The 20,560-nt window shown below is 60.1% G+C and carries 22 protein-coding genes; 11 read left to right on the top strand and 11 right to left on the bottom strand.

What is annotated here, in order from left to right; all coding sequences use genetic code 11:
• Nucleotides 1-98: 98 nt before the first annotated feature.
• Nucleotides 99-623, top strand: a complete 525-nt coding sequence (gene rutF, locus AB8B29_RS11915; RefSeq protein WP_037195448.1) for an NADH-dependent FMN reductase RutF — start codon at nt 99-101, stop codon at nt 621-623.
• A 9-nt stretch (nt 624-632) separates the two neighbouring features.
• Here rutF and AB8B29_RS11910 read toward each other — a convergent pair whose 3' ends face one another.
• Together AB8B29_RS11910 and AB8B29_RS11905 are read right to left on the bottom strand one after the other, a co-directional pair.
• Nucleotides 633-1,637 (bottom strand): NAD-dependent epimerase, encoded by a 1,005-nt coding sequence (locus tag AB8B29_RS11910; protein ID WP_113118446.1) that lies wholly within the window; start codon nt 1,635-1,637, stop codon nt 633-635.
• A 14-nt stretch (nt 1,638-1,651) separates the two neighbouring features.
• Nucleotides 1,652-2,974 (bottom strand): UDP-glucose dehydrogenase family protein, encoded by a 1,323-nt coding sequence (locus AB8B29_RS11905; protein ID WP_047562387.1) that lies wholly within the window; start codon nt 2,972-2,974, stop codon nt 1,652-1,654.
• Between the two features lie 318 nt (nt 2,975-3,292).
• Here AB8B29_RS11905 and AB8B29_RS11900 point away from each other — a divergent pair, with 318 nt between their 5' ends.
• The 5 genes from AB8B29_RS11900 to AB8B29_RS11880 all read left to right on the top strand — a co-directional run bounded on the left by AB8B29_RS11900 (nt 3,293) and on the right by AB8B29_RS11880 (nt 8,809).
• On the top strand, nt 3,293-4,147 hold the full coding sequence (locus AB8B29_RS11900) for a GNAT family N-acetyltransferase (protein WP_113118514.1): 855 nt from the start codon (nt 3,293-3,295) through the stop codon (nt 4,145-4,147).
• A 256-nt stretch (nt 4,148-4,403) separates the two neighbouring features.
• On the top strand, nt 4,404-4,736 hold the full coding sequence (locus AB8B29_RS11895; RefSeq protein WP_439006544.1) for a class I SAM-dependent methyltransferase: 333 nt from the start codon (nt 4,404-4,406) through the stop codon (nt 4,734-4,736).
• Nucleotides 4,718-4,963 carry a hypothetical protein gene (locus AB8B29_RS11890; protein ID WP_439006543.1) on the top strand — a complete coding sequence of 82 codons (246 nt, stop codon included), beginning with the start codon at nt 4,718-4,720 and terminating at the stop codon, nt 4,961-4,963. Before AB8B29_RS11895 ends, AB8B29_RS11890 begins: the two co-directional genes overlap by 19 nt.
• A 203-nt stretch (nt 4,964-5,166) precedes the next feature.
• On the top strand, nt 5,167-6,462 hold the full coding sequence (locus AB8B29_RS11885; protein WP_113118447.1) for an adenylosuccinate synthase: 1,296 nt from the start codon (nt 5,167-5,169) through the stop codon (nt 6,460-6,462).
• Between the two features lie 61 nt (nt 6,463-6,523).
• Nucleotides 6,524-8,809 carry a hypothetical protein gene (locus AB8B29_RS11880; RefSeq protein WP_047562394.1) on the top strand — a complete coding sequence of 762 codons (2,286 nt, stop codon included), beginning with the start codon at nt 6,524-6,526 and terminating at the stop codon, nt 8,807-8,809.
• An 85-nt stretch (nt 8,810-8,894) separates the two neighbouring features.
• Here the strand turns inward: AB8B29_RS11880 and rpoH are convergent, their stop codons facing one another.
• Complete coding sequence (gene rpoH, locus AB8B29_RS11875; protein WP_034503797.1) at nt 8,895-9,803, bottom strand: RNA polymerase sigma factor RpoH; 909 nt, start codon at nt 9,801-9,803, stop codon at nt 8,895-8,897.
• A gap of 373 nt (nt 9,804-10,176) precedes the next feature.
• The gene (locus AB8B29_RS11870) at nt 10,177-11,202 is read right to left on the bottom strand and encodes an RluA family pseudouridine synthase (RefSeq protein WP_047638738.1); all 1,026 of its coding nucleotides are present in this window, start codon (nt 11,200-11,202) and stop codon (nt 10,177-10,179) included.
• A gap of 50 nt (nt 11,203-11,252) precedes the next feature.
• On the opposite strand from AB8B29_RS11870, the gene AB8B29_RS11865 reads away from it, so the two are divergent.
• Nucleotides 11,253-11,630, top strand: a complete 378-nt coding sequence (locus AB8B29_RS11865) for a hypothetical protein (RefSeq protein ID WP_037195244.1) — start codon at nt 11,253-11,255, stop codon at nt 11,628-11,630.
• Nucleotides 11,631-11,640: 10 nt separating this feature from the next.
• Nucleotides 11,641-12,471 carry a TrmH family RNA methyltransferase gene (locus AB8B29_RS11860; RefSeq protein ID WP_047562400.1) on the top strand — a complete coding sequence of 277 codons (831 nt, stop codon included), beginning with the start codon at nt 11,641-11,643 and terminating at the stop codon, nt 12,469-12,471.
• A 21-nt stretch (nt 12,472-12,492) separates the two neighbouring features.
• On the opposite strand, the gene AB8B29_RS11855 is transcribed toward AB8B29_RS11860, so the two are convergent.
• Entirely contained in the window at nt 12,493-13,686 is a 1,194-nt protein-coding gene (locus AB8B29_RS11855; RefSeq protein WP_047562401.1) for a hypothetical protein, read from the bottom strand.
• A gap of 182 nt (nt 13,687-13,868) precedes the next feature.
• Nucleotides 13,869-14,480, bottom strand: coding sequence for a DUF1134 domain-containing protein (locus AB8B29_RS11850; RefSeq protein WP_051963398.1), 612 nt, complete (start codon nt 14,478-14,480; stop codon nt 13,869-13,871).
• 277 nt (nt 14,481-14,757) lie between these two features.
• Here AB8B29_RS11850 and chpT point away from each other — a divergent pair, with 277 nt between their 5' ends.
• Both chpT and AB8B29_RS11840 read left to right on the top strand, forming a co-directional pair.
• Nucleotides 14,758-15,405, top strand: coding sequence for a histidine phosphotransferase ChpT (gene chpT, locus AB8B29_RS11845; RefSeq protein ID WP_037195238.1), 648 nt, complete (start codon nt 14,758-14,760; stop codon nt 15,403-15,405).
• A 205-nt stretch (nt 15,406-15,610) separates the two neighbouring features.
• Nucleotides 15,611-15,973, top strand: coding sequence for a response regulator (locus AB8B29_RS11840; RefSeq protein ID WP_034503804.1), 363 nt, complete (start codon nt 15,611-15,613; stop codon nt 15,971-15,973).
• A 134-nt stretch (nt 15,974-16,107) separates the two neighbouring features.
• On the opposite strand, the gene ctrA is transcribed toward AB8B29_RS11840, so the two are convergent.
• The gene (gene ctrA / locus AB8B29_RS11835) at nt 16,108-16,809 is read right to left on the bottom strand and encodes a response regulator transcription factor CtrA (RefSeq protein WP_037195234.1); all 702 of its coding nucleotides are present in this window, start codon (nt 16,807-16,809) and stop codon (nt 16,108-16,110) included.
• Nucleotides 16,810-17,250: 441 nt separating this feature from the next.
• Here ctrA and AB8B29_RS11830 point away from each other — a divergent pair, with 441 nt between their 5' ends.
• Nucleotides 17,251-17,607: a hypothetical protein gene (locus tag AB8B29_RS11830; protein ID WP_037195441.1), complete on the top strand. Its 357-nt coding sequence runs from the start codon at nt 17,251-17,253 to the stop codon at nt 17,605-17,607.
• A gap of 239 nt (nt 17,608-17,846) precedes the next feature.
• On the opposite strand, the gene AB8B29_RS11825 is transcribed toward AB8B29_RS11830, so the two are convergent.
• The 4 genes from AB8B29_RS11825 to cysQ form a co-directional block, all read right to left on the bottom strand.
• Nucleotides 17,847-18,128 carry a GNAT family N-acetyltransferase gene (locus AB8B29_RS11825; protein ID WP_037195233.1) on the bottom strand — a complete coding sequence of 94 codons (282 nt, stop codon included), beginning with the start codon at nt 18,126-18,128 and terminating at the stop codon, nt 17,847-17,849.
• Between the two features lie 74 nt (nt 18,129-18,202).
• Entirely contained in the window at nt 18,203-18,787 is a 585-nt protein-coding gene (locus AB8B29_RS11820; RefSeq protein WP_037195224.1) for a hypothetical protein, read from the bottom strand.
• 216 nt (nt 18,788-19,003) lie between these two features.
• Nucleotides 19,004-19,279 (bottom strand): CtrA inhibitor SciP, encoded by a 276-nt coding sequence (sciP, locus tag AB8B29_RS11815; protein WP_007533628.1) that lies wholly within the window; start codon nt 19,277-19,279, stop codon nt 19,004-19,006.
• A gap of 293 nt (nt 19,280-19,572) precedes the next feature.
• Nucleotides 19,573-20,367, bottom strand: coding sequence for a 3'(2'),5'-bisphosphate nucleotidase CysQ (gene cysQ / locus AB8B29_RS11810; RefSeq protein WP_113118448.1), 795 nt, complete (start codon nt 20,365-20,367; stop codon nt 19,573-19,575).
• Between the last annotated feature and the right edge of the window lie 193 nt (nt 20,368-20,560).

Raw genomic sequence — 20,560 nt, 5'->3', positions numbered from 1 at the left:
TGGATGCCGCTTCCGTGAAACGCCGTTGCTTGAGATAAGCGCCTCGACCCGATACGTTGGATCATCCGGCGCGAGTTGTGGGGATAGTGGGAATGAACATGAAAACGTCCGTGGCGATCGAGAATGCGGTGCCTGTTGCCGATCCCGATGCTGTGCGAGCCGAATTTCGCAACGCCATGGCGCGAATGGCCGCAGCCGTTAACATCGTCACGACCAACGGCCCTGCCGGACTGGCTGGTTTTGCCGCGACCGCCGTCTGCAGCGTCACCGACAGCCCGCCGACCTTGCTCGTCTGCCTCAATCGTGGTGCTTCGGTGCATCCGGCGGTGACTGAGAATGGCGTGCTCTGCGTCAACGTCCTATCCGAGGCACATCAGGATCTTTCGCGCCTTTTCGGCGGCAAAACGCCGGTCGAGGAGCGCTTTGCGGCCGCTGCATGGTCAGAATTGGCCACCGGTGCGCCCGTACTGGAGGATGCGCTCGTCTCGTTCGACTGCCGCATCGTGCGCCAGGCCGATGGCGGAACGCACGACATTCTGATGTGCGAAGTCGATGCTATCCGCCTGCGTGACGGCGGGCAGGGACTTATCTATTTCGACCGGGCCTATCACCCGGCCGGATAGTCGTTTTCCTCAATAATTTTCCTGATACCACTCGACGAAGCGGCGCACGCCCTCGTCGACTTCGATCTGCGGCTTGAAGCCGGTCAACGCTACCAGCAAGTCCGGAACGGCATAGGTATTGTGCACGTCGCCGGGCTGCATCGGCAGCATCTGGCGGATCGCCTTCTTGCCGAGCATGGTCTCGATGGTCTCGACGAACGTCATCAACCCCACCGGCTGGCCGCCGCCGATATTGACGACGCGGAAGGGGGCGTTCTTCGAGAGCGTATCGGTGATCGTATCCGATACGACCCGGTTTTCTTCCGATGGAATGACGCCGATCAGCCTGATGATACCTTCGACGAGATCGTCGATATAGGTGAAATCGCGGCTCATCTTGCCTTCGCCGTAGATCTCGATCGGCCTGTCGTTCCTGATAGCGTCGACGAACTTGAACAGCGCCATGTCCGGGCGACCCCAGGGGCCGTAGACGGTGAAGAAACGGAAGGCGGTCGTGGGCACGTGAAAGAGATGGGCGTAGCTATGCGCCATCAGCTCCATGCTCTTCTTGGTCGCCGCGTAGATCGTCATCTGCTCGTCGGCCTTATCGCTTTCGGCGAAGGGGATCTTCTCGTTGGCGCCGTAGACGGAGGAGGTGGAGGCGAGCAGCAGGTGTTTCGGCTGCAGGTTTCTCGCCAGTTCCAGGACGTTGAACGAGCCGGTGACGTTGGAATCGACGTAAGAGCGCGGATTTTCGAGGCTGTAGCGAACGCCGGCCTGGGCCGCGAGGTGGACGATGACGTCAGGTTCCGCCAGCTCTGCGGCGTGATCCAGCGCGGCCTTGTCTTCCAGCATGCCGGTGACGGCTTTGAAGCCGTTGGAGCGTGCCAGGATGGCTGTGCGCTTCTCCTTGAGCTTGACGTCGTAATAAGGCGTCATGCCGTCGAAACCGACGACGAAGTGGCCTTCGTCGAGCAGGCGCTTTGCAAGATGGAAGCCGATGAACCCGGCGGTTCCGGTGATGAGATAACGCATTGGTCGGCCTTTGCTTACAGTTCGGCGCCGTTCATCGGTCTGCCGATACTGGTATAGGCAAAGCCGTGCTTTGTGACCTCCTCATGGCGATAGATATTTCTGAGGTCGACAAGGACGGGCGATTTCATGATGGATTTGAGCCGCGCGAAATCCAGCGCGCGGAACTGGTTCCATTCGGTGACGATGACGAGCGCATCGGCGCCGCGCGCTGCGCCATAGGCGTCGTCGGCATAGGTGATGTTGTCGATCACCAGCCGGGCATTGTCCATGCCTTCGGGGTCGTAGCCCGTTACCGTGGCGCCGGCGTCCTGCAGCGTCTGGATGACAGAGATCGCCGGGCTGTCGCGCATGTCGTCGGTATTCGGCTTGAAGGTCAGGCCGAGGACGGCAATCGCCTTGCCCCTGATATCGCCGCCCATCGCGGCGATCACCTTGCGGCCCATGGCGCGCTTGCGATTATCGTTGATGGAGATGGTGGTTTCGATGAGGCGTACGGGTGTGTCGAAGTCCTGCGCTGTCTTGGCCAGCGCCAACGTGTCCTTCGGGAAGCAGGAGCCGCCATAGCCAGGGCCGGCATGCAGGAATTTCGAACCGATGCGGCCGTCAAGGCCGATGCCGCGCGACACTTCCTGCACATTGGCGCCGACCTTCTCGCAGAGATCTGCCATCTCGTTGATGAAGGTGATCTTCATGGCGAGGAAGGCGTTGGCGGCGTATTTGATCAGCTCCGAGGTGCGGCGGGCAGTGAAGAGCAGCGGTGCTTGGTTAAGGTAGAGCGGCCGGTAGACTTCCGTCATGACACCGCGGGCGCGGTCGTCGTTGAGGCCGATGACGATGCGGTCCGGCCGCTTGAAGTCCTCGATAGCAGCGCCTTCACGCAGGAATTCGGGATTGGAGACCACGGCGACATCGGCCTGTGGATTGGTTTCGCGAATGATGCGCTCGACCTCGTCGCCGGTGCCGACCGGTACCGTCGACTTGGTGACGATGACGGTGAAACCGTCGACATGCTGCGCGATCTCACGGGCGGCGGCATAAACATAGGAAAGATCGGCATGGCCGTCGCCGCGCCTTGAAGGCGTGCCGACGGCGATGAAGACCACATCGCTGGCTGCGACGCTCGCCTCGACCTCTGTCGTGAAGGAGAGGCGGCCGGCGCGGACATTGTCCGCGACAAGCTGCTCAAGACCGGGTTCGAAGATCGGTATCTCGCCCCGCTGCAGTGCTTCGATCTTGCTCACGTCCTTGTCGACACAAATGACATCATGGCCGAAATCGGCGAAGCAAACGCCGGACACGAGCCCCACATACCCTGAGCCGATCATGGTGATGCGCATGAAATTTCAATCCTTTTGCTGGCGCCGGGTTCAGCGAGTGAACGCGATCCCGGCATTGGCGTTTGCCTGCGCTTATACACAGGATCGCCGGTGACGCCTATATGCGATGCTCTTATCCGGAAAGTTGCGACAGGAGTGTTACAAAGAGCGGCTTGCGCGGTTACGGCGTTCGGGATGTTGCATTCCGCGCGCGGCGAAAGCTTCCTGCGTTAAGCTTGTCGTCGTCTGTCGCTTGTGATTGGCATCGCGTTGCAGCATGATGAATCGGGCGCAATCGTTCGGCGGGGACGGTTCGAAACGGTGGTTCGGGACTATTGCATGAAATCGACTTTTGCCGTGCGTACAATGCGGGCTGGGGAATTGGAGCTCGCTCTGGAATGGGCTCGGCAGGAGGGATGGAATCCCGGCGTCGATGATGCTCCGGCCTTTTGGGAAGCGGATCCTTCCGGCTTTCTGGTCGGCGCGATTGGAGAGGTGCCTGTGGGATGCATCTCCGTCGTCCGCTATGGCGAGAGCTTTGCCTTTCTCGGCCTTTATATGCTTCATCCGGAGTTTCGCGGCCGAGGATATGGCAAGCAGCTCTGGAACAAGGGCATGGCGCTTACCGGCGACCGTACCGTCGGGCTGGACGGCGTCGCCGCGCAACAGGAAAATTACAGCCGTTACGGTTTCAAAGCGGCCTATCGAACGCTGCGCTATGGCGGCATTCCCAAAGTGCTAGACGCAGGCGAGCAGGCTGCACAGGTAACGCCGGTCACGCATGGGAAGCTTCAGGGACTATTGGAATACGATGCCGCCATTTTCCCCGGCTTGCGCCATTCCTTCATCAAGGCGTGGTGCGGCTCTCCCGAGAGACGGAAATCCTTCATCGTCGGTGGTGGCAGCAGAGTTCGCGGCTATGGCACCATCCGGCGCTGTTTCGACGGCTACAAGATCGGTCCGCTGTTTGCCAACAAGCCGGAGGTCGCGGCTGCGTTGCTGGCGAGGATGGTGACCGAGGCCAAGGGTGCGCATATCTATATGGATGTGCCGGCTGATAATGCTCAGGCCATCAGGCTTGCAGAGGACTTCGGTCTGTCGCCCATCTTCGAGACGGCGCGCATGTATCGCGGTCAGGCGCCGGAAATACCGCTCGATCGTGTTTTCGGCGTGACCACGCTCGAACTCGGCTAGTTCAGCCCATTGTCGCGCCAGGCGTGTGCGCGATTTTTACCTTAACAAACGATTAACGGCCGGATCGAGGGCTTGACCAGCCTTGTGATGCTGCAGGTCCGGTGCGACCTGCTATATGGATCGCGTAGGTGCCGTGGGGAATTGGCAACTGATGAGCTGGGGGAATTGAGCAACCGAAGCGTTCATTTTAAAATGGAGTCCAGCCATGCATGTAATGGAAACCGTCAATCGGTAGACTTGGCGTAGTCCCTGGGCCTTGCGGGATTATCGTCGCAGCAGCGGCCATCTCAAAGAAGGCGAGCGTGTCGCTTTTGCGATCGCCGCCCCGCAAGCGGGCAGGGCGCGCATCCTCGATATCGGCGTTGGCGGCGGCCGTACGGCCGGGCTCTTGCGTCCGATTGCGAGCGATTATATCGGTATCGACTATACGCCGGAGATGGTCGAGCTTTGCCGCACCAATCATCCCGATCTCCGTTTCGAGCATATGGATGCCGGCTGGAATGGACACCCAATCCGGTACGGCTCGGCGTGCGCACCCTTCGCTACGTCGAGGGCCGCGTTTCCGGTACGTTGCGCCAGCGTCGTCTGAAGCCGCTTGAACAATGGGACGGCGAGCATGCTGTCCTGCTGCACGGCGCGCATGATTTCGGTGTCATGGTCTATGCGACGACGCCGACGCAACTGCAGTCGCAACTGGCTGAAGCCGGCTTTGCCATGCCGGCATTGCTGCTTGACCTGGATGGAAAGGCGATCGGCGCGGTGGCGTCGGCCGAACACGAATATTTCCACGTTGTCGCGCACAAGCCCGGCATTTGACAGAGAATCGGTCTTGGCCGGGTAGGGCGATCTTCAAGCCTATCCGGCCAGCCGGCGGGAAAAATCGTGTTGGGCGCGCGGATTCGTCACGTAAAAAGCCGAATCTCCTGGGACAACAGGGTCGCTTTCCCAAAAACAAAGCTTTATAGATGCGCGGGTTTGAGCAAGGCGCGCCGCCGTGCGCAGGAAGCGGGAATGGAGAAATGACGAACGTAGTAGTGATCGGTTCGCAATGGGGCGATGAAGGCAAGGGCAAGATTGTCGACTGGCTTTCGGAACGCGCCGATGTGATTGTACGCTTTCAGGGCGGCCATAATGCCGGTCATACGCTTGTCGTCGATGGCGTCAGCTATAAGCTCGCGCTCCTGCCCTCCGGGCTGGTGCGCGGCAAGCTGAGCGTCATCGGAAACGGCGTTGTCGTCGATCCTCATCATTTCGTAGCCGAAGTCGATAGGCTGCGTGCCCAGGGTATTGCGGTTACGCCGGATGTCCTGCGCATCGCTGAAAACGCGCCGCTGATTCTGTCGCTGCACCGCGATCTCGACGCTTTACGCGAAGATGCCGCTTCCAACAGCGGCACGAAGATCGGCACGACGCGCCGCGGCATCGGCCCGGCCTATGAAGACAAGGTCGGCCGCCGCGCCATCCGCGTCGTGGATCTGACCGAACCGGGAACGCTGCCCGCGAAGATCGACCGGCTTCTGACCCATCACAATGCCCTGCGCCGCGGCATGGGCCTCGACGAGATTTCCTTCGATGCCCTGCACAACGAGTTGACCTCGGTTGCGGAGCACATTCTTCCTTATATCGATCAGGTCTGGCGGCTGCTCGATGAGCAGCGCAAGGCGGGTGCCCGCATCCTATTCGAAGGCGCACAGGGTGCGTTGCTCGACAACGACCACGGCACCTATCCGTTCGTGACCTCGTCCAACACCGTGGCGGGGCAGGCGGCAGCCGGCTCCGGTCTCGGCCCGACGGCGCTCGGCTATGTGCTCGGCATCACCAAGGCCTATACGACGCGCGTCGGCGAGGGGCCGTTCCCCTGCGAGCTGCATGACGAAATCGGCAAGCACCTGTCGACCGTCGGTCGCGAAGTCGGTGTCAACACCGGTCGCCCGCGCCGCTGCGGCTGGTTCGATGCCGTGCTGGTGCGCCAGACGGTGAAGACCTCGGGTATTACCGGCATTGCGCTTACCAAGCTCGACGTGCTCGACGGCCTTGACGAGTTGAAGATCTGCATCGGCTACAAACTCGACGGCAAGGAAATCGACTATCTGCCGGCAAGCCAGGCCGCCCAGGCTCGTGTCGAGCCGATCTACATCACGCTCGAAGGCTGGAAGGAATCGACCGTAGGCGCCCGCAAATGGGCCGATTTGCCGGCGCAGGCGATCAAGTATGTCCGGCAGGTGGAAGAGCTGATCGGCGCGCCTGTGGCGATGCTTTCGACCAGCCCGGAGCGCGAGGACACTATACTTGTGACCGACCCCTTTGAGGGCTAGAGTTACGGATCAATGACGAATCCCGGCCCGGCTGCTTGCCGGGTATCATGAGAAAGTACTGATGGCGGATTTTGTAGCAGTCATTCGACGGGCCGTGGATGGCCTGACGGAAAACAATCCCGAGATGCGGGTCAAGGTTTACGATCGAGCTCGTGGTGCCGTTCAGCGGCAGCTCGAGAGCATGAAGCCGCGCCCGCCCGAGGAGATGCTGCGCCGCCAGCTGGACAAGCTCGAAGCTGCGATCGTCGAGGTTGAGGCCGAACATGCGGAAGCCTTGCCGGCGACCGATGAGCCAATCGCGGAAGCGCCTGCGATTCACGAGGAGGTCGCGCCCGAGCCAGTTCAGGAGCATCATGCCGTTGCGGAACCTCACGTAGAAGAGCCCGAGCAGGCTCCCGCCGAGGTTCATGCCCATGAGGAGCCCGCTTACGAGGAGCCGGTTGCGGATGTCGAGCCCGACCGGACGCACGAGCACGAGCCTGTAGAAGAATGGAGCGAGCCGCAGCATGCCGCGGCGGAACATCACGCCGAGCTCCACGAAGAGCCGGCTCCCGAACCGGCTTATCATGACGAGCCGAAGGACTATGCTGAGGAAGCGCCGGAGGTTGTTACCGAACCCGCCCACGCCGCCCCGTCATTTCAAGCGAGCAGGGCACCGGTTGACGATGTCATAAGCCAGGTCGAAGAGATTTGGGCGGAGGTTGATGCACCTGCCCGCCGCAGCGCGCCGGAACCAGCGATTTCACAGCCTGACGAGCCCGTGATGCCTGCTGCTGTTTTTGCCGAGATGCCATTCGGCCACGCCGTCGAGCCGGCTGAAGCGGCGAAGGCACCTGCCGGCAACAAGGGCTTCGTATGGGACGCGGATGTTTTCGAGGAGCTTCAGCCGACGCCGGCAGCTCCCCAGCCGGTGCAGCCTGCCCGGCAGGTGCCGGACAACGCCTTTGAAGACGTCGACCTCTTTGCCGACGTGCATTCTTCGTCGAAGGGCGCGCTTGCGAACGAAGCCGCCGGCGATGGCTGGCGCGAGCTGAAGGAGCTCGCCGGTTTCGACAAACGGGGCGAAGACCAGCGAGGCAGCGGTTCTTCCGTTCCGCCCGATCTCGATCAGGCCATGTCGGCAAAGCTGCAGGGCAGAAGCTTCCGCATGGAGCCGAAGCGCCGGCGTTTCAATGCCACCAGCGTCGTTCTCACGCTCGTCGGCCTCGCCATCGTCGGTGGCGGCGGCTATGCCGCCTGGCTCAATCGCGATGCGCTCAACAACATGGTAACGAAACTCGTCAGTTCCGCACCGAAGAACACGTCCGCGGCACCTCCCGCTTCAGATGCGGCAAACAGCAACAGCAGTGCTGCGGCTTCCGCACAGCCATCGGCTGCGCCGGCTCAGACCCAAACCAACGCCGCCGCTGCTCAGCCACCTGCTGCCGGCAATACGGATGTCGCCGCATTGAACAACGACCCCAATACGGTCGCTACGAAATTCACGCAGCGTCTTCGGCCTGACGGTACGGAAGAGGATCAAGGGCCGGCTGCAAACGGCCAACCGGGCGTCGTTGAGGGCAAGTCCGTAGCCGAGCAGAATGTCGCTTCAGCAGCACCCGCTGCCGCAGCAGCGGCGCTGCCTGCTGGCAACGCGGTTGCCGCGCCTCAGACCCAGCCGCCCGTGACCGCCGCGGTTGCCCCGCCGGCTTCGACCGGTCAGCAGGCTCCCGCGGCCCAACCGCAACAGCAGGCCCCAGCCAACCAGCCGCCGCCCGTTACGCAGCAGACGGCTCCGGTCACGGACGGGCAGAAAGTCTTTCTCTATGAGGAGCGCCTCGGTCAGACGTCTCCGGCTGCCTTCGAAGGCACCGTCACTTGGTCGGTACAGGAAGGCAAGGGCGCTGATGGCCGGCCGGAACCTTCGGTCCAGGGCCTTATCAACGTTCCGGAACGCGGCCTGACAGCCACGATCACCGTTTCCCGCAATGGCGACCCTTCGCTGCCGGCAAGCCATCTGATCGAGCTCGCTTTTCAGGTTCCGCCGAATTTCGAGGGTGGTGCGATCGACAACGTCCAGCGCATCGCCCTTAAGTCGACCGAGCAGGATCGTGGCGATGCGCTGATCGCGGTGCCGGCCAAGGTCACCGACGACGTCTACATGGTCGCACTCAACGATTTCCCGGATGCGCGCAAGACCAATCTCGACCTTTTGAAGACCCGCAACTGGATCGACATTCCCGTCGTCTATCGCAACGGCCGCCGTGCCTTGCTGACGATGGAGAAGGGGCCGACCGGCACCGACGCTTTCAACAAGGCGATCGGGGAATGGCAGGCGCTCGGCGGTGTCGCCTCGAGCGGTCAGTAAGCTATTCTCAGTCGATTAATACGAAAAAGGCGGGCCGCGAGGCCCGCCTTTTTCATGTTGTGATGAAACGCTTAAATCGAAAGCGTCAAGCCGTTGCTTCCACGACCCGCAGGGCTTTGGCGCGCTCGAGCGCATCCTTCTGTACCGCTTCCTGAACCTTTTCGAAGGCACGGACTTCGATCTGGCGGACGCGTTCGCGGCTGATATCGAACTCGGACGAGAGGTCCTCCAGCGTCACAGGATCATCGGCAAGGCGGCGAGCCTCGAAGATGCGGCGTTCGCGGTCGTTCAGCACGCCCATCGCGCGCGCCAGCATACGGCGGCGCGTATCAAGTTCGTCCTGCTCGATCAGTACGGCTTCCTGGCTCTCATGATCGTCCACCAGCCAATCTTGCCACTGGCCTGAATCGCCTTCGGAGGCCTTGATCGGCGCATTCAGCGAAGCGTCACCTGAAAGGCGGCGGTTCATCGAAATGACCTCCTCCTCCGAGACGTTCAACTTGGTGGCGATCTCGGAGACATGCTCCGGCTTCAGGTCACCTTCATCGATGGCCTGGATACGACCCTTCAGCCGGCGCAGGTTGAAGAACAGGCGCTTCTGGTTAGCGGTCGTGCCCATTTTCACCAACGACCAGGAGCGCAGGATATATTCCTGGATCGAAGCCTTGATCCACCACATGGCATAGGTTGCCAAACGGAAACCGCGCTCCGGATCGAACTTCTTCACGGCCTGCATCAGGCCGACATTGCCTTCCGACACGACTTCGCCGATCGGCAGGCCATAACCGCGATAGCCCATGGCGATCTTCGCCACGAGACGCAGATGGCTGGTGACGAGCTTGTGTGCGGCCTGACGGTCAGCATGTTCCGCATAACGCTTGGCGAGCATGTACTCTTCCTGCGGTTCCAGCATGGGGAACTTGCGGATCTCGTCGAGATAGCGATTGAGGCCGGCTTCTCCGGCTGCGATGGACGGTAAGGTATTACGGGTCATGAATGCACCCTCCTAATTCGAGATTTGGTTCCTTCTGGGGGCGTATTGCGCGCCTTCTGCGAAGCGGACCAAGGCGTGCGGGTTACGAAAACCCCGCACTGAACCGATGTACAGATAAGTATGGCGAAACGGCGATTCAAGAACAGTGTCACGCAAGTGTTACCCCGACGTGACCGCTCGTCTCGCCGTGATACCGCCCTTGTGATTCTCCTCCCGAATGCTCCGGCACGATAAGTTTCAACCATATCGGCCTCCAAAAACGCGTCCGCGTTTCTGATAACCGAAGGTGCACCGGAGTTCGGCCCTCTGGGAGAGAGTATAGGCCGACAAGGGGCAGGCGTCCAGCCGGGCATTCATCGTGAGGAGTTGCCGCTCATGCGCGGAGCGCAGCTGCCAGGTCTTCCATATCGTCGGGCAGCGGCGCTTCGAAATGCATGATTTCGCCGGTTCGCGGATGTTCGAATTGCAGCATGTAGGCATGCAGGGCCTGGCGCGTGAAGCGATTGACGACTTCCTTTGCCGCCTCCGGCAGAAGATTGGCCTTGGTCTTGAAGCCGCCGCCATAGACGGCGTCGCCCAAGAGCGGATGGCCGATGTGCGCCATGTGCACGCGGATCTGATGGGTCCGGCCCGTCTCGAGATGGCAGTCGACCAATGAGGCGAGGGCGGTCGCATCCGGCGCCTCGTGGAAACGCTCCAGCACTTCGTAATGCGTGATGGCCTCGTCGGCGTCCTGAGAGCCCGGGCGCTTGACAGCGCGCCGTGTGCGGTCGTTGTTCGAACGTCCGAGAGGCGCATTGACGGTACCAATGAGCTGGCGGGGGCGTCCCCAGACGATCGCCTGATAGGCGCGTTCCAGCGATGTCGTCCTGCCGTGATCGGCAAATTGCAGGGAGAGGTGCCGATGGGCGACGTCGTTCTTGGCGACGACCATGACGCCGGTCGTGTCCTTGTCCAGCCGATGCACGATGCCCGGGCGGCGCACGCCGCCGATGCCGGAAAGGCTGTCGCCGCAATGATGGATCAGCGCGTTGACAAGCGTGCCGGTCCAATTGCCGGCGGCCGGATGGACGACGAGCCCGGCAGGCTTGGCGATGACGATGATGTCTTCATCCTCGTAGAGCACGTCGAGCGGAATATCCTCGCCCTGCGGCGTCGGGTCCTCGGGCTCGGGCAGGGTGATCTCGTAGACGTCGCCGGGGCGCACCTTGCGCTTGGCATCGGTCACCGGCTTGCCGTTCAGCAGCACTACGCCTTCTTTGATCAGAGCCTGGACGCGACTGCGGGAAAATTCCTTGCCGAGCTCCGCGGTCAGCCACGCATCGAGCCGGCCTTCGGCGCTTTCATCGGCGGTTAGGACTTTTCTATTGCCCGCGGCTTCTTTAAAGGGGTCGCTCAAACGTATTTCTCCGGCGCTCGAGGGCGCTCTCAATCAGCAAGGACGCATCGATGACAAATCTCGAGCCAGACGATCAAGAGGAAAAGCCCCTCGATCCGGCCCTGGAGAGTGTCCGACGCAAGATGATCCGCCTGCAGATCATCTCCGCGGCCGTCATGGTGGTGAGCCTTATGGCTGTCTTCGGCGCCGTTGTCTACAAGACGATGCGGCCGGCGGCAAAGCCGGCAGGCCAGGCTGCCTCCAACATTCCTTCGGATGCTCCCGTGGCCGTGACGGCTTTGCTGCCGGCGGGCTTCACCGTCCAGTCCACGGCTCTTTCGGCAAACCAGGTGCTGTTTTACGGCACGCTCGCCAGCGGCCAGCGGCAGGCTATCGTCTTCGACTACGGCATCGGCCGCATCGTGGCGACCATATCTCTGTCCAATTGACGGCCGCGCGATGACGAGCGATCGGCTCATCGAGATCACGAATCCTGACGATCCGCGCATCGCCGAGTTCCGTGATATCCGCGAGCGCGATCTGACGGGTCGCGAGAACCGCTTCATTGCCGAGGGTACGGTGGTGCTGCGGCTGCTTGCCGAGGCCCATGCGGCAGGCGGCGAGTTCATCGCCGAAAAGGTGCTGCTGCTGCAAAACCGCGTCGCCGGCCTGGCGGACATCATTGCTGGCCTCCCTCCCGAGGTTCCGGTCCATGTCGCGACATCAGAGGTGCTCGACGGCATCGTCGGCTTCCATCTGCATCGCGGTGTTCTGGCGCTTGGCCGGCGGAAGACGGAAAGCGAACTGAGTGCGTTTCTCGACCGCCTGCCGCAACAGGCGCTCGTGCTTGTCGGTTGCGGCATTTCCAACCACGACAATATGGGTTCCATGTTCCGCAACGCGGCGGTCTTCGGGGCCGATGCGGTGCTGCTCGACGAGAGCTGTTGCGACCCGCTCTATCGAAAGGCGCTCCGGGTTTCCGTCGGCTCCGTTCTGACCATGCCCTATTGCCGGCAGTCGAGCGACGTCCATCTGCTAGCGGCGCTCGCCGATCGCGGCTTTGCGATCTGGAGCCTGTCGCCGCGGGGGGAGGCCGATATTCGCGATGTTCCGCCATCGGACCGCATGGCCCTCGTCGTCGGCACGGAAGGGGATGGTCTGCCGCAGAACATCCTGTCCGCATTCGGCAGCGTGCGGATACCGCAGGCTCCGGGGCTCGACAGCCTCAATGTCGCGACGGCCAGCGGTATCGCGCTTTTCGAGATGGCGTCGAGGATCAAGCGCATCTGAGCGCCGTGCATGCTATTCGGACTAGGGATGCTTCGGCAGCATGGCAGCCACGCGATCGGCAAGGCTGATGCGCGCGCCCTGTTCGGCAGCGACCTTATCCTTCGGCAGAAGATCAAGGATGGGGGATGCGCTGCCTTCCTTGAGCGCGGTCAGCGCCACCATATTGGCGGCGATCGTCGCGATCTCCTCGCGCACGGCCTCCTCATGGGCCGGCGTGCGGGCCTTCAGCAGGCGGTCCGAAAGGGCTGCGGCCCGATTGCGGACCTCTTCCGTCATGTGCGCGATATCGTGTTCCACTGTGCGTTCCGGTTCAGCCGCGTTCGTCTGATTGTCGGCGGTATTCACGATCATGGACACTGCCGAGAGTTTTGGCGCTTTCGCCGGCTTCTTCGGAGGCGCTATGCCGGCGGCGCGCAACGCCTTGCTGGCTTCCCTCGATTCCTTGACGGCGGCTTCGAGCCGTTCCTTCAGGCGGACAACGTCCTGAACGTGCCGCTCGATTGCAGTCTCCTTGTCGGCGCTGCCGGCGATCTCGCGGGTGAGCCGTTCGTCCAGCCGCTTGTTCTTGTCGGTTTCCTGACGAAGCGACCGCTCCGCATCCGCGGCCCGTACGCTTGCGGCGTTCAGATCCCGATGCAATGTATCCCGTTCGTCCCGCAATGTATTGATGCGAAGCTTCAAACTCTCGATTTCGGTTTCCCTGGTTGCAAGGTCGATCTTGAGGTTGTCGGCATCGGCGGACATCTTCATCATCCGCTTGCGCAGATTATCGATATCGGCTTCCTTCTCCGCACTGGCCTGCTCCGCGACATGAATGCCTGACTTGAGCTGGCTGATGTAGCTCTCTTCACGCCGCAGGCGCGAGCGCAGCTCTCCGGCTTCCATCTCTAGGTCGTCGATGCGTGTCTGCAGTTCGCTGTTTCCGCCGGCAAGCCGGCTGGCTTCCTGTTGAAGCTTGCCATTGTGAATCTGCAGCGCGACGGTCTTGTCGCGCTCCTGCGTCAAGGCCTGCTCCGTCCTGGCATTTTCGGCGGCAAAGAGCGCGCGCGCCATGTCCTTCTGAGCCCGCACTTCCTGAGGGCTCAGCGGCATGGTCGCCTTCAGGCGCTTTTCGGTGAACCAGACGATGCGACGATGGATTGCTGGCGCGATGAGAAAGACCAGAAGAGAGGCCGTCAGAAAGCCCAATCCGAACAACAGAGCAAATTGAATCACGACGCGGCCAGTATCCTGGATTTATTTTCGATCTCGATGAAATGATTAATCATGAGCTGGGCATGCGGCAAGCGTTTAAAGCGGATATGGTTTATCGGCGTGGGCCGGATTTGCTGAAAGAAAAGGCCCGCGGTCTAGGCGGGCCAAGGTATCGGCTGCTTGGGAGACGATGTAGCCAATGCTCAGAAGGGATTCCAGGTCGCGTTGGGCGTGACCTTCAGGTAGCCAAGGTTGACGCCGAGGCGGGCACCAAGGCCGGTGCGGATCGGAACCAGCACGATATTGTTGTTCTTCAAGACAGTCATTCCGAAGCCGGCGACGACGAAGGCCTGGCCGCTGACGCCTCCGAAGCGGGTATAGACGCTGTCAATGTTCGGCAGATCATAGACCAGCATCATGACGCGGGTGCCTTGGCCGCCGTAGTCGAGGCCGAGCGAAGGACCTTGCCAATAAAGCGGATGCTCGCCGGCATTCTTGGTATTCAGCTGGCCTTCGCCGTAGGTCAGGCCGGCGAGGAAGGCACCCGAGCCTTCCTGGCCGAGAATGTAGCCGTTGGGCAGGCCATATTGCTGGAAGGCCCGCTCGATGACCTTGGCGAGGCCGCCGCTGGTGGAGCCGAAGAAGGAATGGCCGGCATCGACGATTTCCTGCGCCGAATATTGACTGTCGGGCGCGGCAGCGGCCTGACGGACCGGCAATGCGAAGCTCACGAATGCAACAATGGCCAGGATCAGACCGAGCCCGAGCGTCCTGGTGCCGGGGCTTGGCATTCTCTTCAGGAATTCATAGCGCATGAAAGTCATCCGTTCATCATGGTCGGTGCGATGGACGTGCCAAGCATGGCTCGCCCCCTCTTTCAGACCGTTCCGCCCGTCCATCGCAGTATGATTCGCGCGCGAAGACGTCTGATAGTGATGAATGCATTTTGCGTCGATGGTCTTAACAATCGGTTTACCAAATATGGTGTCTTTATGGCGTGCGGTACACCGGCTGCGACAATCCTCGAGCAACCTTACCGTGGCAACGTGGAATCTACTGCGTTTCGCCTTGTCAGCATTCAGGAGACAATGAATGTCGAAGAATCCGAATCTCACTCTGACCGGACCGGATCTGGCCGCGCTGCTGTGCAGCCGCGTTTGCCATGACGTGATCTCGCCGGTCGGGGCGATCAACAATGGCCTGGAGCTGCTCGACGAGGGTGGTGCCGATGCCGATGCGATGGATCTGATCCGCACCAGCGCGCTCAATGCCTCTGTCCGCTTGAAGTTCGCGCGCCTGGCTTTTGGCGCGTCCGGCTCGGTCGGCGCATCGATCGACACGGGTGAAGCCGAACGCGCCGCAAAGGATTTTGCCGCCGCGGAGAAGAAGACCGAGGTGAGCTGGGTCGGTCCCCGCGCCATCATCGCGAAGAACCGCGTGAAGTTGCTGCTCAACCTTTTCCTCGTCGCCTACAGCGCGATTCCGCGTGGTGGCAATATCGAGGTGATGCTGGAAAATCCCGAACTCGAGGCCAAGTTCACGATCACCGTCAAGGGGCGGCTGATGCGTGTGCCGCCGAAATTTGCGGAAATCTGCTCGGGCACGCTGGAAGAGGCAATCGACGCCCATTCGATCCAGCCCTATTACACGGTGCTTCTCGCCGACGAGAGCGGAATGGAGCTCTCCTACAATGCGACGCCGGAAGAGCTCACCTTCACCGCGCTCATACCGGCCGCGTAGACGGATTCTTGATAGCTGCATGTCTTGACCCGCGGCCGAATGGCGGTCGCGGGATTATCTTTTCGTGCATTCGATATTTTTGCAATCTTCCGGTTGTCCGCGCAATTGACAACATAGCGGTAACGAATCCTTAGCTTGCTGATCCTATCGTTCCAATTTGAAGTTGTCGTTCAGGTCTCGGCAACTGACGCTAAGGAGCGCACACATGCAGCGGTTCATGATAACGGATACATCGGATGTCGTACGCAAGGTCGGCAAGCGAATTCTATCCGAACTGGATTTCCTGGTGAGCGAGGCCGGTGATGCCCGTGAAGCCCTGATGCGTTGCGAGGCCGAGATCCCGGACTATTTGATTGTCGACGCCGGCATGGAAGGCGCGCTCGAGCTGATTGCCAGCATCCGTGCCATGCCGAACGGCAAGGACGTGAAGATCTACTATTGTGTCGTCGAAGCGGACCTGCGCAAGCTGATGGCTGGAAAGCGGGCTGGCGCTACGGACTTCCTGTTGAAACCCTTCGACCGCAAGATCTTGACGGCGATCTTCGGCAATCGCGCCATCGCCGCCTAGTTCCCGCTGAGGATTATCGAAATAATGACAGCCGTCCGTTCGGGGCGGCTTTTATTTTTTTCGGCACCGCCAACAAAAAATCCCGCCTCAAAGGCGGGATTTCGATGCACGGGCGGCAATGGCGGGGCGGCGGCTCAGGCGCTTTCGGCGAAATCGCTGGCGTCGGGCTCGCGCAGCACATAGCCGCGGCCCCAGACGGTTTCGATGTAGTTGGCGCCACCGGCGGCATTGGCGAGCTTCTTGCGCAGCTTGCAGATGAAGACGTCGATGATCTTCAGTTCAGGTTCGTCCATGCCACCATAAAGATGGTTCAGGAACATTTCCTTGGTGAGCGTCGTGCCCTTGCGAAGCGAGAGCAGCTCCAGCATCTGGTATTCCTTGCCGGTCAGATGCACACGCTGGCCGCCGACTTCGACTGTTTTGGCGTCGAGATTGACGATGAGCTCGCCGGTCATGATCACCGACTGGGCATGGCCCTTGGAGCGGCGAACGATAGCGTGGATGCGTGCGACCAATTCATCCTTATGAAAGGGTTTGGTCATATAGTCGTCAGCACCGAAGCCGAGACCGCGAACCTTATCTTCGATGCCGGCCATGCCGGAGAGGATGAGGATCGGCGTCTTGACCTTCGAAAGGCGCAGCGTGCGCAGCACTTCGTAGCCGGACATATCGGGAAGGTTGAGATCGAGCAGAATGATGTCGTAGTCGTAAAGCTTTCCGAGATCGACGCCTTCCTCACCGAGATCGGTGGTATAGACGTTGAAACTTTCGGACTTGAGCATCAATTCGATGCTCTGCGCTGTCGCGCTGTCGTCTTCAATGAGTAGAACCCGCATAATTGTCCCCTTTACCGCCGCCGAAAGGTCGTCAGCCCCCTTACGCGATACCGATCAAATCACTGCTTGATTTGGAAGCTGCCATGGAATGGTTAACAAATTCTGATTCACTCTGGCAAGTCGTATCGAATTTATTAAATAATTTTTCCATTGCACTGTTTTCCAACGACAATCAGCAATATCCGTTTCTAAAGTATCGCATTAGGAACTCACGCCAAGTGATTCATCTGACTCATCAATGCCGACATATCGAATTCCGACCCCGGCATTTACTGACCCTTAAATCATTACGCCTATCATTAACGATGCCCGTAAACGAAAGGTTACCAGCGGTAGGTTTTTATTAAGATCGCTGGAAATTTTTTTAACCAAGTCGTTTAAAACCGGTTTGGCGGGCGGAAATACCGAGAGCCGGGGTCTCGCATCACGGGAGTAATGCGTATGAAGTCACGTGAGAGCCTAGTTCGCCTGAAAGAGTTTCAGGTGAACGAAAAACGCCGTCAGCTGCAGCAGTTGCAGATGATGATGGCGGAATTTGACCGCATGACGAAGGATCTGGAGAGCCAGATCGTGCTGGAAGAGAAAAAGTCCGGCATTTCTGACCCTAACCACTTTGCTTACCCGACCTTTGCCAAGGCCGCCCGCCAACGCGCGGACAACCTGCAGGTGTCGATCCGGGAGCTTCAGGTTCAGGAAGAGGCGTTGGAATATTCGCTTGAGGAAATGCAGGCTGAATATGCCAAGGCCGCAGCGCTCGAGGAGCGTGACGGTTCGGGCCCCGCAAGGGCGCGCGCCTGAGGTCGCGATTTCGTCGTCCTCTTTTGATCCACGCATCATTCCACCCCGACACGGGGCCTTCCTCGGAATATGCGGGATAAGACAGAGGCGGCACAAAAGCCGCGCATGACCGGCCGTGACAGGGCCGGTCATGCGGGGCTTTTTGTATTTTCGCCTGTGTCGATATGGGCATCTGCCGGGCATTCCTGCATCCGGCGTTTGCCTGGACACACCAGCGAATCCTTGTTTGACACCACTGCCTAGAGATTGACGACGTCGCGCCAGTCATCATGGCGTTGCGCCTGCGCCTTGAAGAAGGGGCAGAGCGGAATGATTTTCCAGCCACCGCGGCGGGCTTCCTCGACGGCGTGAAGAGCCAGCGCCTGACCGACCCCCTTGCCGCGCAGGGCGTCCGGCACGCCGGTATGATCGACGATGATGAGCTGGGGGGAGGCGCGGGAAAACGTCATTTCCGCCTCATGACCCTCGACGGTCGCGACGTAACGGCCGCCCGACGCATTGTCTTCGTTGCGGATATCCATGGCTTATCTCCCTGATCGTTCCATGCGGCGAAGATTGCATGGGTTCGGCAAGCTGCCAACCGTTGAATGCTGCATCATGGTCCGGCCTGTCGGCGAATTTCAACAAGCGGACGATCGTCCCATACCTGAACTTCGATGAAGGCATCCGGTCCGCGTCGATCTCTCGACAGCGTCGGGTCGGGGAAGCCGTAGCGAGCGACTACCTGCGTGATCTCTGCAAGGGTGAAAACGTGCCCATGCCATGATTTGTCGGAAGGGCTCGCCGGGCGTATGTGTGGGCAGCTTGCCATGCTATCGGGAAAGGTGAATGTGATCGTGCGAGGATCGAACAGGGCGAGCGGAAGGACAGCAGATGCAGGGCGAGATCTGTCCCATCCGTCGGCCATGTCGCCAAGGAAGAAATAGATGGGGCGGGCGAGGGGTGTTTCGCCGATCTTTCGGGCGCGTTCCGCTATGAGCCAATTTTCAGTGTGCAACCGCCGCGTCAGATAATTTTCCTTGAGATAGGAATGCCCGCCATGCCGGATCGAGGCGACGATCCGCTCGGCATCTTCTCGCGGCAGACCGCAGACGTTGTGGAACGCACCCCGTTCTGGATGGAAATTATGGGTAATCACCGTGGGTAGCGTGTGACGCAGCAAGTGGCCTGAACCCTTCATTTGGCCAGGATCCTGTAACACGCATCTGTGACACGCATCGCGGGAGCACCATGCGGAAATCTTAAGATGGATGCATCGTCGGCGCCTGCTTGCAGGGAGACCGACAATCTCGTCTCAAGGCGGCTTCAGCCAAATAATTCGGGCCTCTTTCCGTCCCATTTGGGGTGAAGGAGGCCCGAACCAAAGATCAGATAAAGGTCGTGTCTGTCGCTGTTGTCAGTGGCGATACTGCTGTATGCGGGTCGTCCGCAGGCCGGCAAGGCCATGGCTGTTGATGGACGACTGCCAGGAGAGGAACTCTTCGACGGTCAACGTATAACGTTCGCAGGCTTCTTCCAAGCTGAGCAGACCACCACGCACAGCGGCAACAACCTCTGCCTTACGACGGATGACCCAGCGGCGCGTATTCGGCGGCGGAAGGTCGGCTATCGTAAGCGGGCTGCCATCGGGGCCGATGACATACTTCACTCGGGGACGTATCATTTCGGTCATTGGACTCTCTACACACACTCAAGACCACGAGTGGCACTCTATCTTGCCACATTTAAAAATTGCCTAAGCACATAGTAAGACTTTGCTAAGAATTTTAAGAAATGTGGCCGGCAACTGATTTGCCTTTGGCCGAAGAGAGAAAACGCCGGATAATCCCCTGTTATTTCAGGGGAAACAGCTTTCATCCTATCATTTTTTGTCAGTGAAAACTTACGCTTTTGGATCAAAAATCCCTGCGCCGGCTTTGTTGTCCGGTTGCGTCAAAGGGGATCTTTCTTTCGAAAAAAGCGCTCTTAAGCGTGTATGGCGCTCTTCTTGCCGCCCCAACAGATGAAGTGCGGGTTTGCAAAGTCGCTATCTTCGCTCTGGTCGATCTTGCCATAGGCCAGGGGACGGCCATCGACCGTCACGGTAGCGCCGCCCGCTGCGCGCAAGACGGCGTCGCCGGCTGCGGTATCCCACTCCATGGTGCGCGCGAAACGCGGATAGACATCGGCCTTGCCTTCGGCAACCAGGCAGAATTTCAGCGATGAGCCGATCGACGTGCAGGCGGCAACCGCATTGTCCGAAAGGAAGCTTTCGGTCCTTTCATTGCTGTTGCAGCGGCTGGCAAGCGCGGTCAGATTGACCGGCCGTGCGCGCACGGCGATGGTCAGGCGGTCGGCGACGGCAAAATGATCGTCGATGATCAACTTGCGGGCTCTGCCTTGCTCGCCGGTGAAGGCTATTCCGAGTGCGGGGGCATAGACGATCCCGGCAACGGGAACGCCATTCTTTATATAGGCGATGTTGACGGTGAATTCGTCACGATGCTCGATGAATTCGCGCGTGCCGTCGAGCGGGTCGACAAGGAAGAAGGAGCGGCCGCGAACATCCGGAACTCTGCCGGCGGACACCGATTCCTCGGCAATGGCCGGTATGTTCGGAAAATCGCGCGCGAGATGTTCGAGGATGATGTGTTCCGCGCGCTCGTCTGCAAGGGTTACAGGGCTCATATCCTGTTTCAAGGCGACGGCGTAGCCGGCGCGGTAGACCTCCAATATAGCCTTCCCCGCTTCGAGCGCTGCTCTTTCGAATGTTGCAAGCATCTGCCTGTTCGTCTTTCCGCACCGTGTCCGCGGTTCAAGTTTCCGGACATTATAGATAGTAAGTCTCGATTGTGAAATTTAGACTTCAAAAGATCCGGCTCGTTTCGGCTTAGCGCCTGAACCGAGGTTTCGCAACAGCGCTTTGCGTGCTTGCGTCGCCGCTAAAATCATTGACCTGCGAGGCGTGATCTTC

It is taken from the genome of Rhizobium sp. 11_C7_N12_5 (assembly GCF_051811145.1).
Lineage (GTDB): Bacteria > Pseudomonadota > Alphaproteobacteria > Rhizobiales > Rhizobiaceae > Rhizobium > Rhizobium lusitanum.
The sequence above is the reverse complement of the archived record's forward strand: the minus strand, read 5'-3'. Positions and strand labels throughout refer to the sequence as shown.

Coding starts and splice junctions, on each gene's coding strand:
- rutF (WP_037195448.1), top strand. CDS start 99: ATGAAAACGTCCGTGGCGATCGAGAATGCGGTGCCTGTTGCCGATCCC.
- AB8B29_RS11910 (WP_113118446.1), bottom strand. CDS start 1,637: ATGCGTTATCTCATCACCGGAACCGCCGGGTTCATCGGCTTCCATCTT.
- AB8B29_RS11905 (WP_047562387.1), bottom strand. CDS start 2,974: ATGCGCATCACCATGATCGGCTCAGGGTATGTGGGGCTCGTGTCCGGC.
- AB8B29_RS11900 (WP_113118514.1), top strand. CDS start 3,293: ATGAAATCGACTTTTGCCGTGCGTACAATGCGGGCTGGGGAATTGGAG.
- AB8B29_RS11885 (WP_113118447.1), top strand. CDS start 5,167: ATGACGAACGTAGTAGTGATCGGTTCGCAATGGGGCGATGAAGGCAAG.
- AB8B29_RS11880 (WP_047562394.1), top strand. CDS start 6,524: ATGGCGGATTTTGTAGCAGTCATTCGACGGGCCGTGGATGGCCTGACG.
- rpoH (WP_034503797.1), bottom strand. CDS start 9,803: ATGACCCGTAATACCTTACCGTCCATCGCAGCCGGAGAAGCCGGCCTC.
- AB8B29_RS11865 (WP_037195244.1), top strand. CDS start 11,253: ATGACAAATCTCGAGCCAGACGATCAAGAGGAAAAGCCCCTCGATCCG.
- AB8B29_RS11860 (WP_047562400.1), top strand. CDS start 11,641: ATGACGAGCGATCGGCTCATCGAGATCACGAATCCTGACGATCCGCGC.
- AB8B29_RS11850 (WP_051963398.1), bottom strand. CDS start 14,480: ATGCGCTATGAATTCCTGAAGAGAATGCCAAGCCCCGGCACCAGGACG.
- chpT (WP_037195238.1), top strand. CDS start 14,758: ATGTCGAAGAATCCGAATCTCACTCTGACCGGACCGGATCTGGCCGCG.
- AB8B29_RS11840 (WP_034503804.1), top strand. CDS start 15,611: ATGCAGCGGTTCATGATAACGGATACATCGGATGTCGTACGCAAGGTC.
- ctrA (WP_037195234.1), bottom strand. CDS start 16,809: ATGCGGGTTCTACTCATTGAAGACGACAGCGCGACAGCGCAGAGCATC.
- AB8B29_RS11830 (WP_037195441.1), top strand. CDS start 17,251: ATGAAGTCACGTGAGAGCCTAGTTCGCCTGAAAGAGTTTCAGGTGAAC.
- AB8B29_RS11825 (WP_037195233.1), bottom strand. CDS start 18,128: ATGGATATCCGCAACGAAGACAATGCGTCGGGCGGCCGTTACGTCGCG.
- AB8B29_RS11820 (WP_037195224.1), bottom strand. CDS start 18,787: ATGAAGGGTTCAGGCCACTTGCTGCGTCACACGCTACCCACGGTGATT.
- sciP (WP_007533628.1), bottom strand. CDS start 19,279: ATGACCGAAATGATACGTCCCCGAGTGAAGTATGTCATCGGCCCCGAT.
- cysQ (WP_113118448.1), bottom strand. CDS start 20,367: ATGCTTGCAACATTCGAAAGAGCAGCGCTCGAAGCGGGGAAGGCTATA.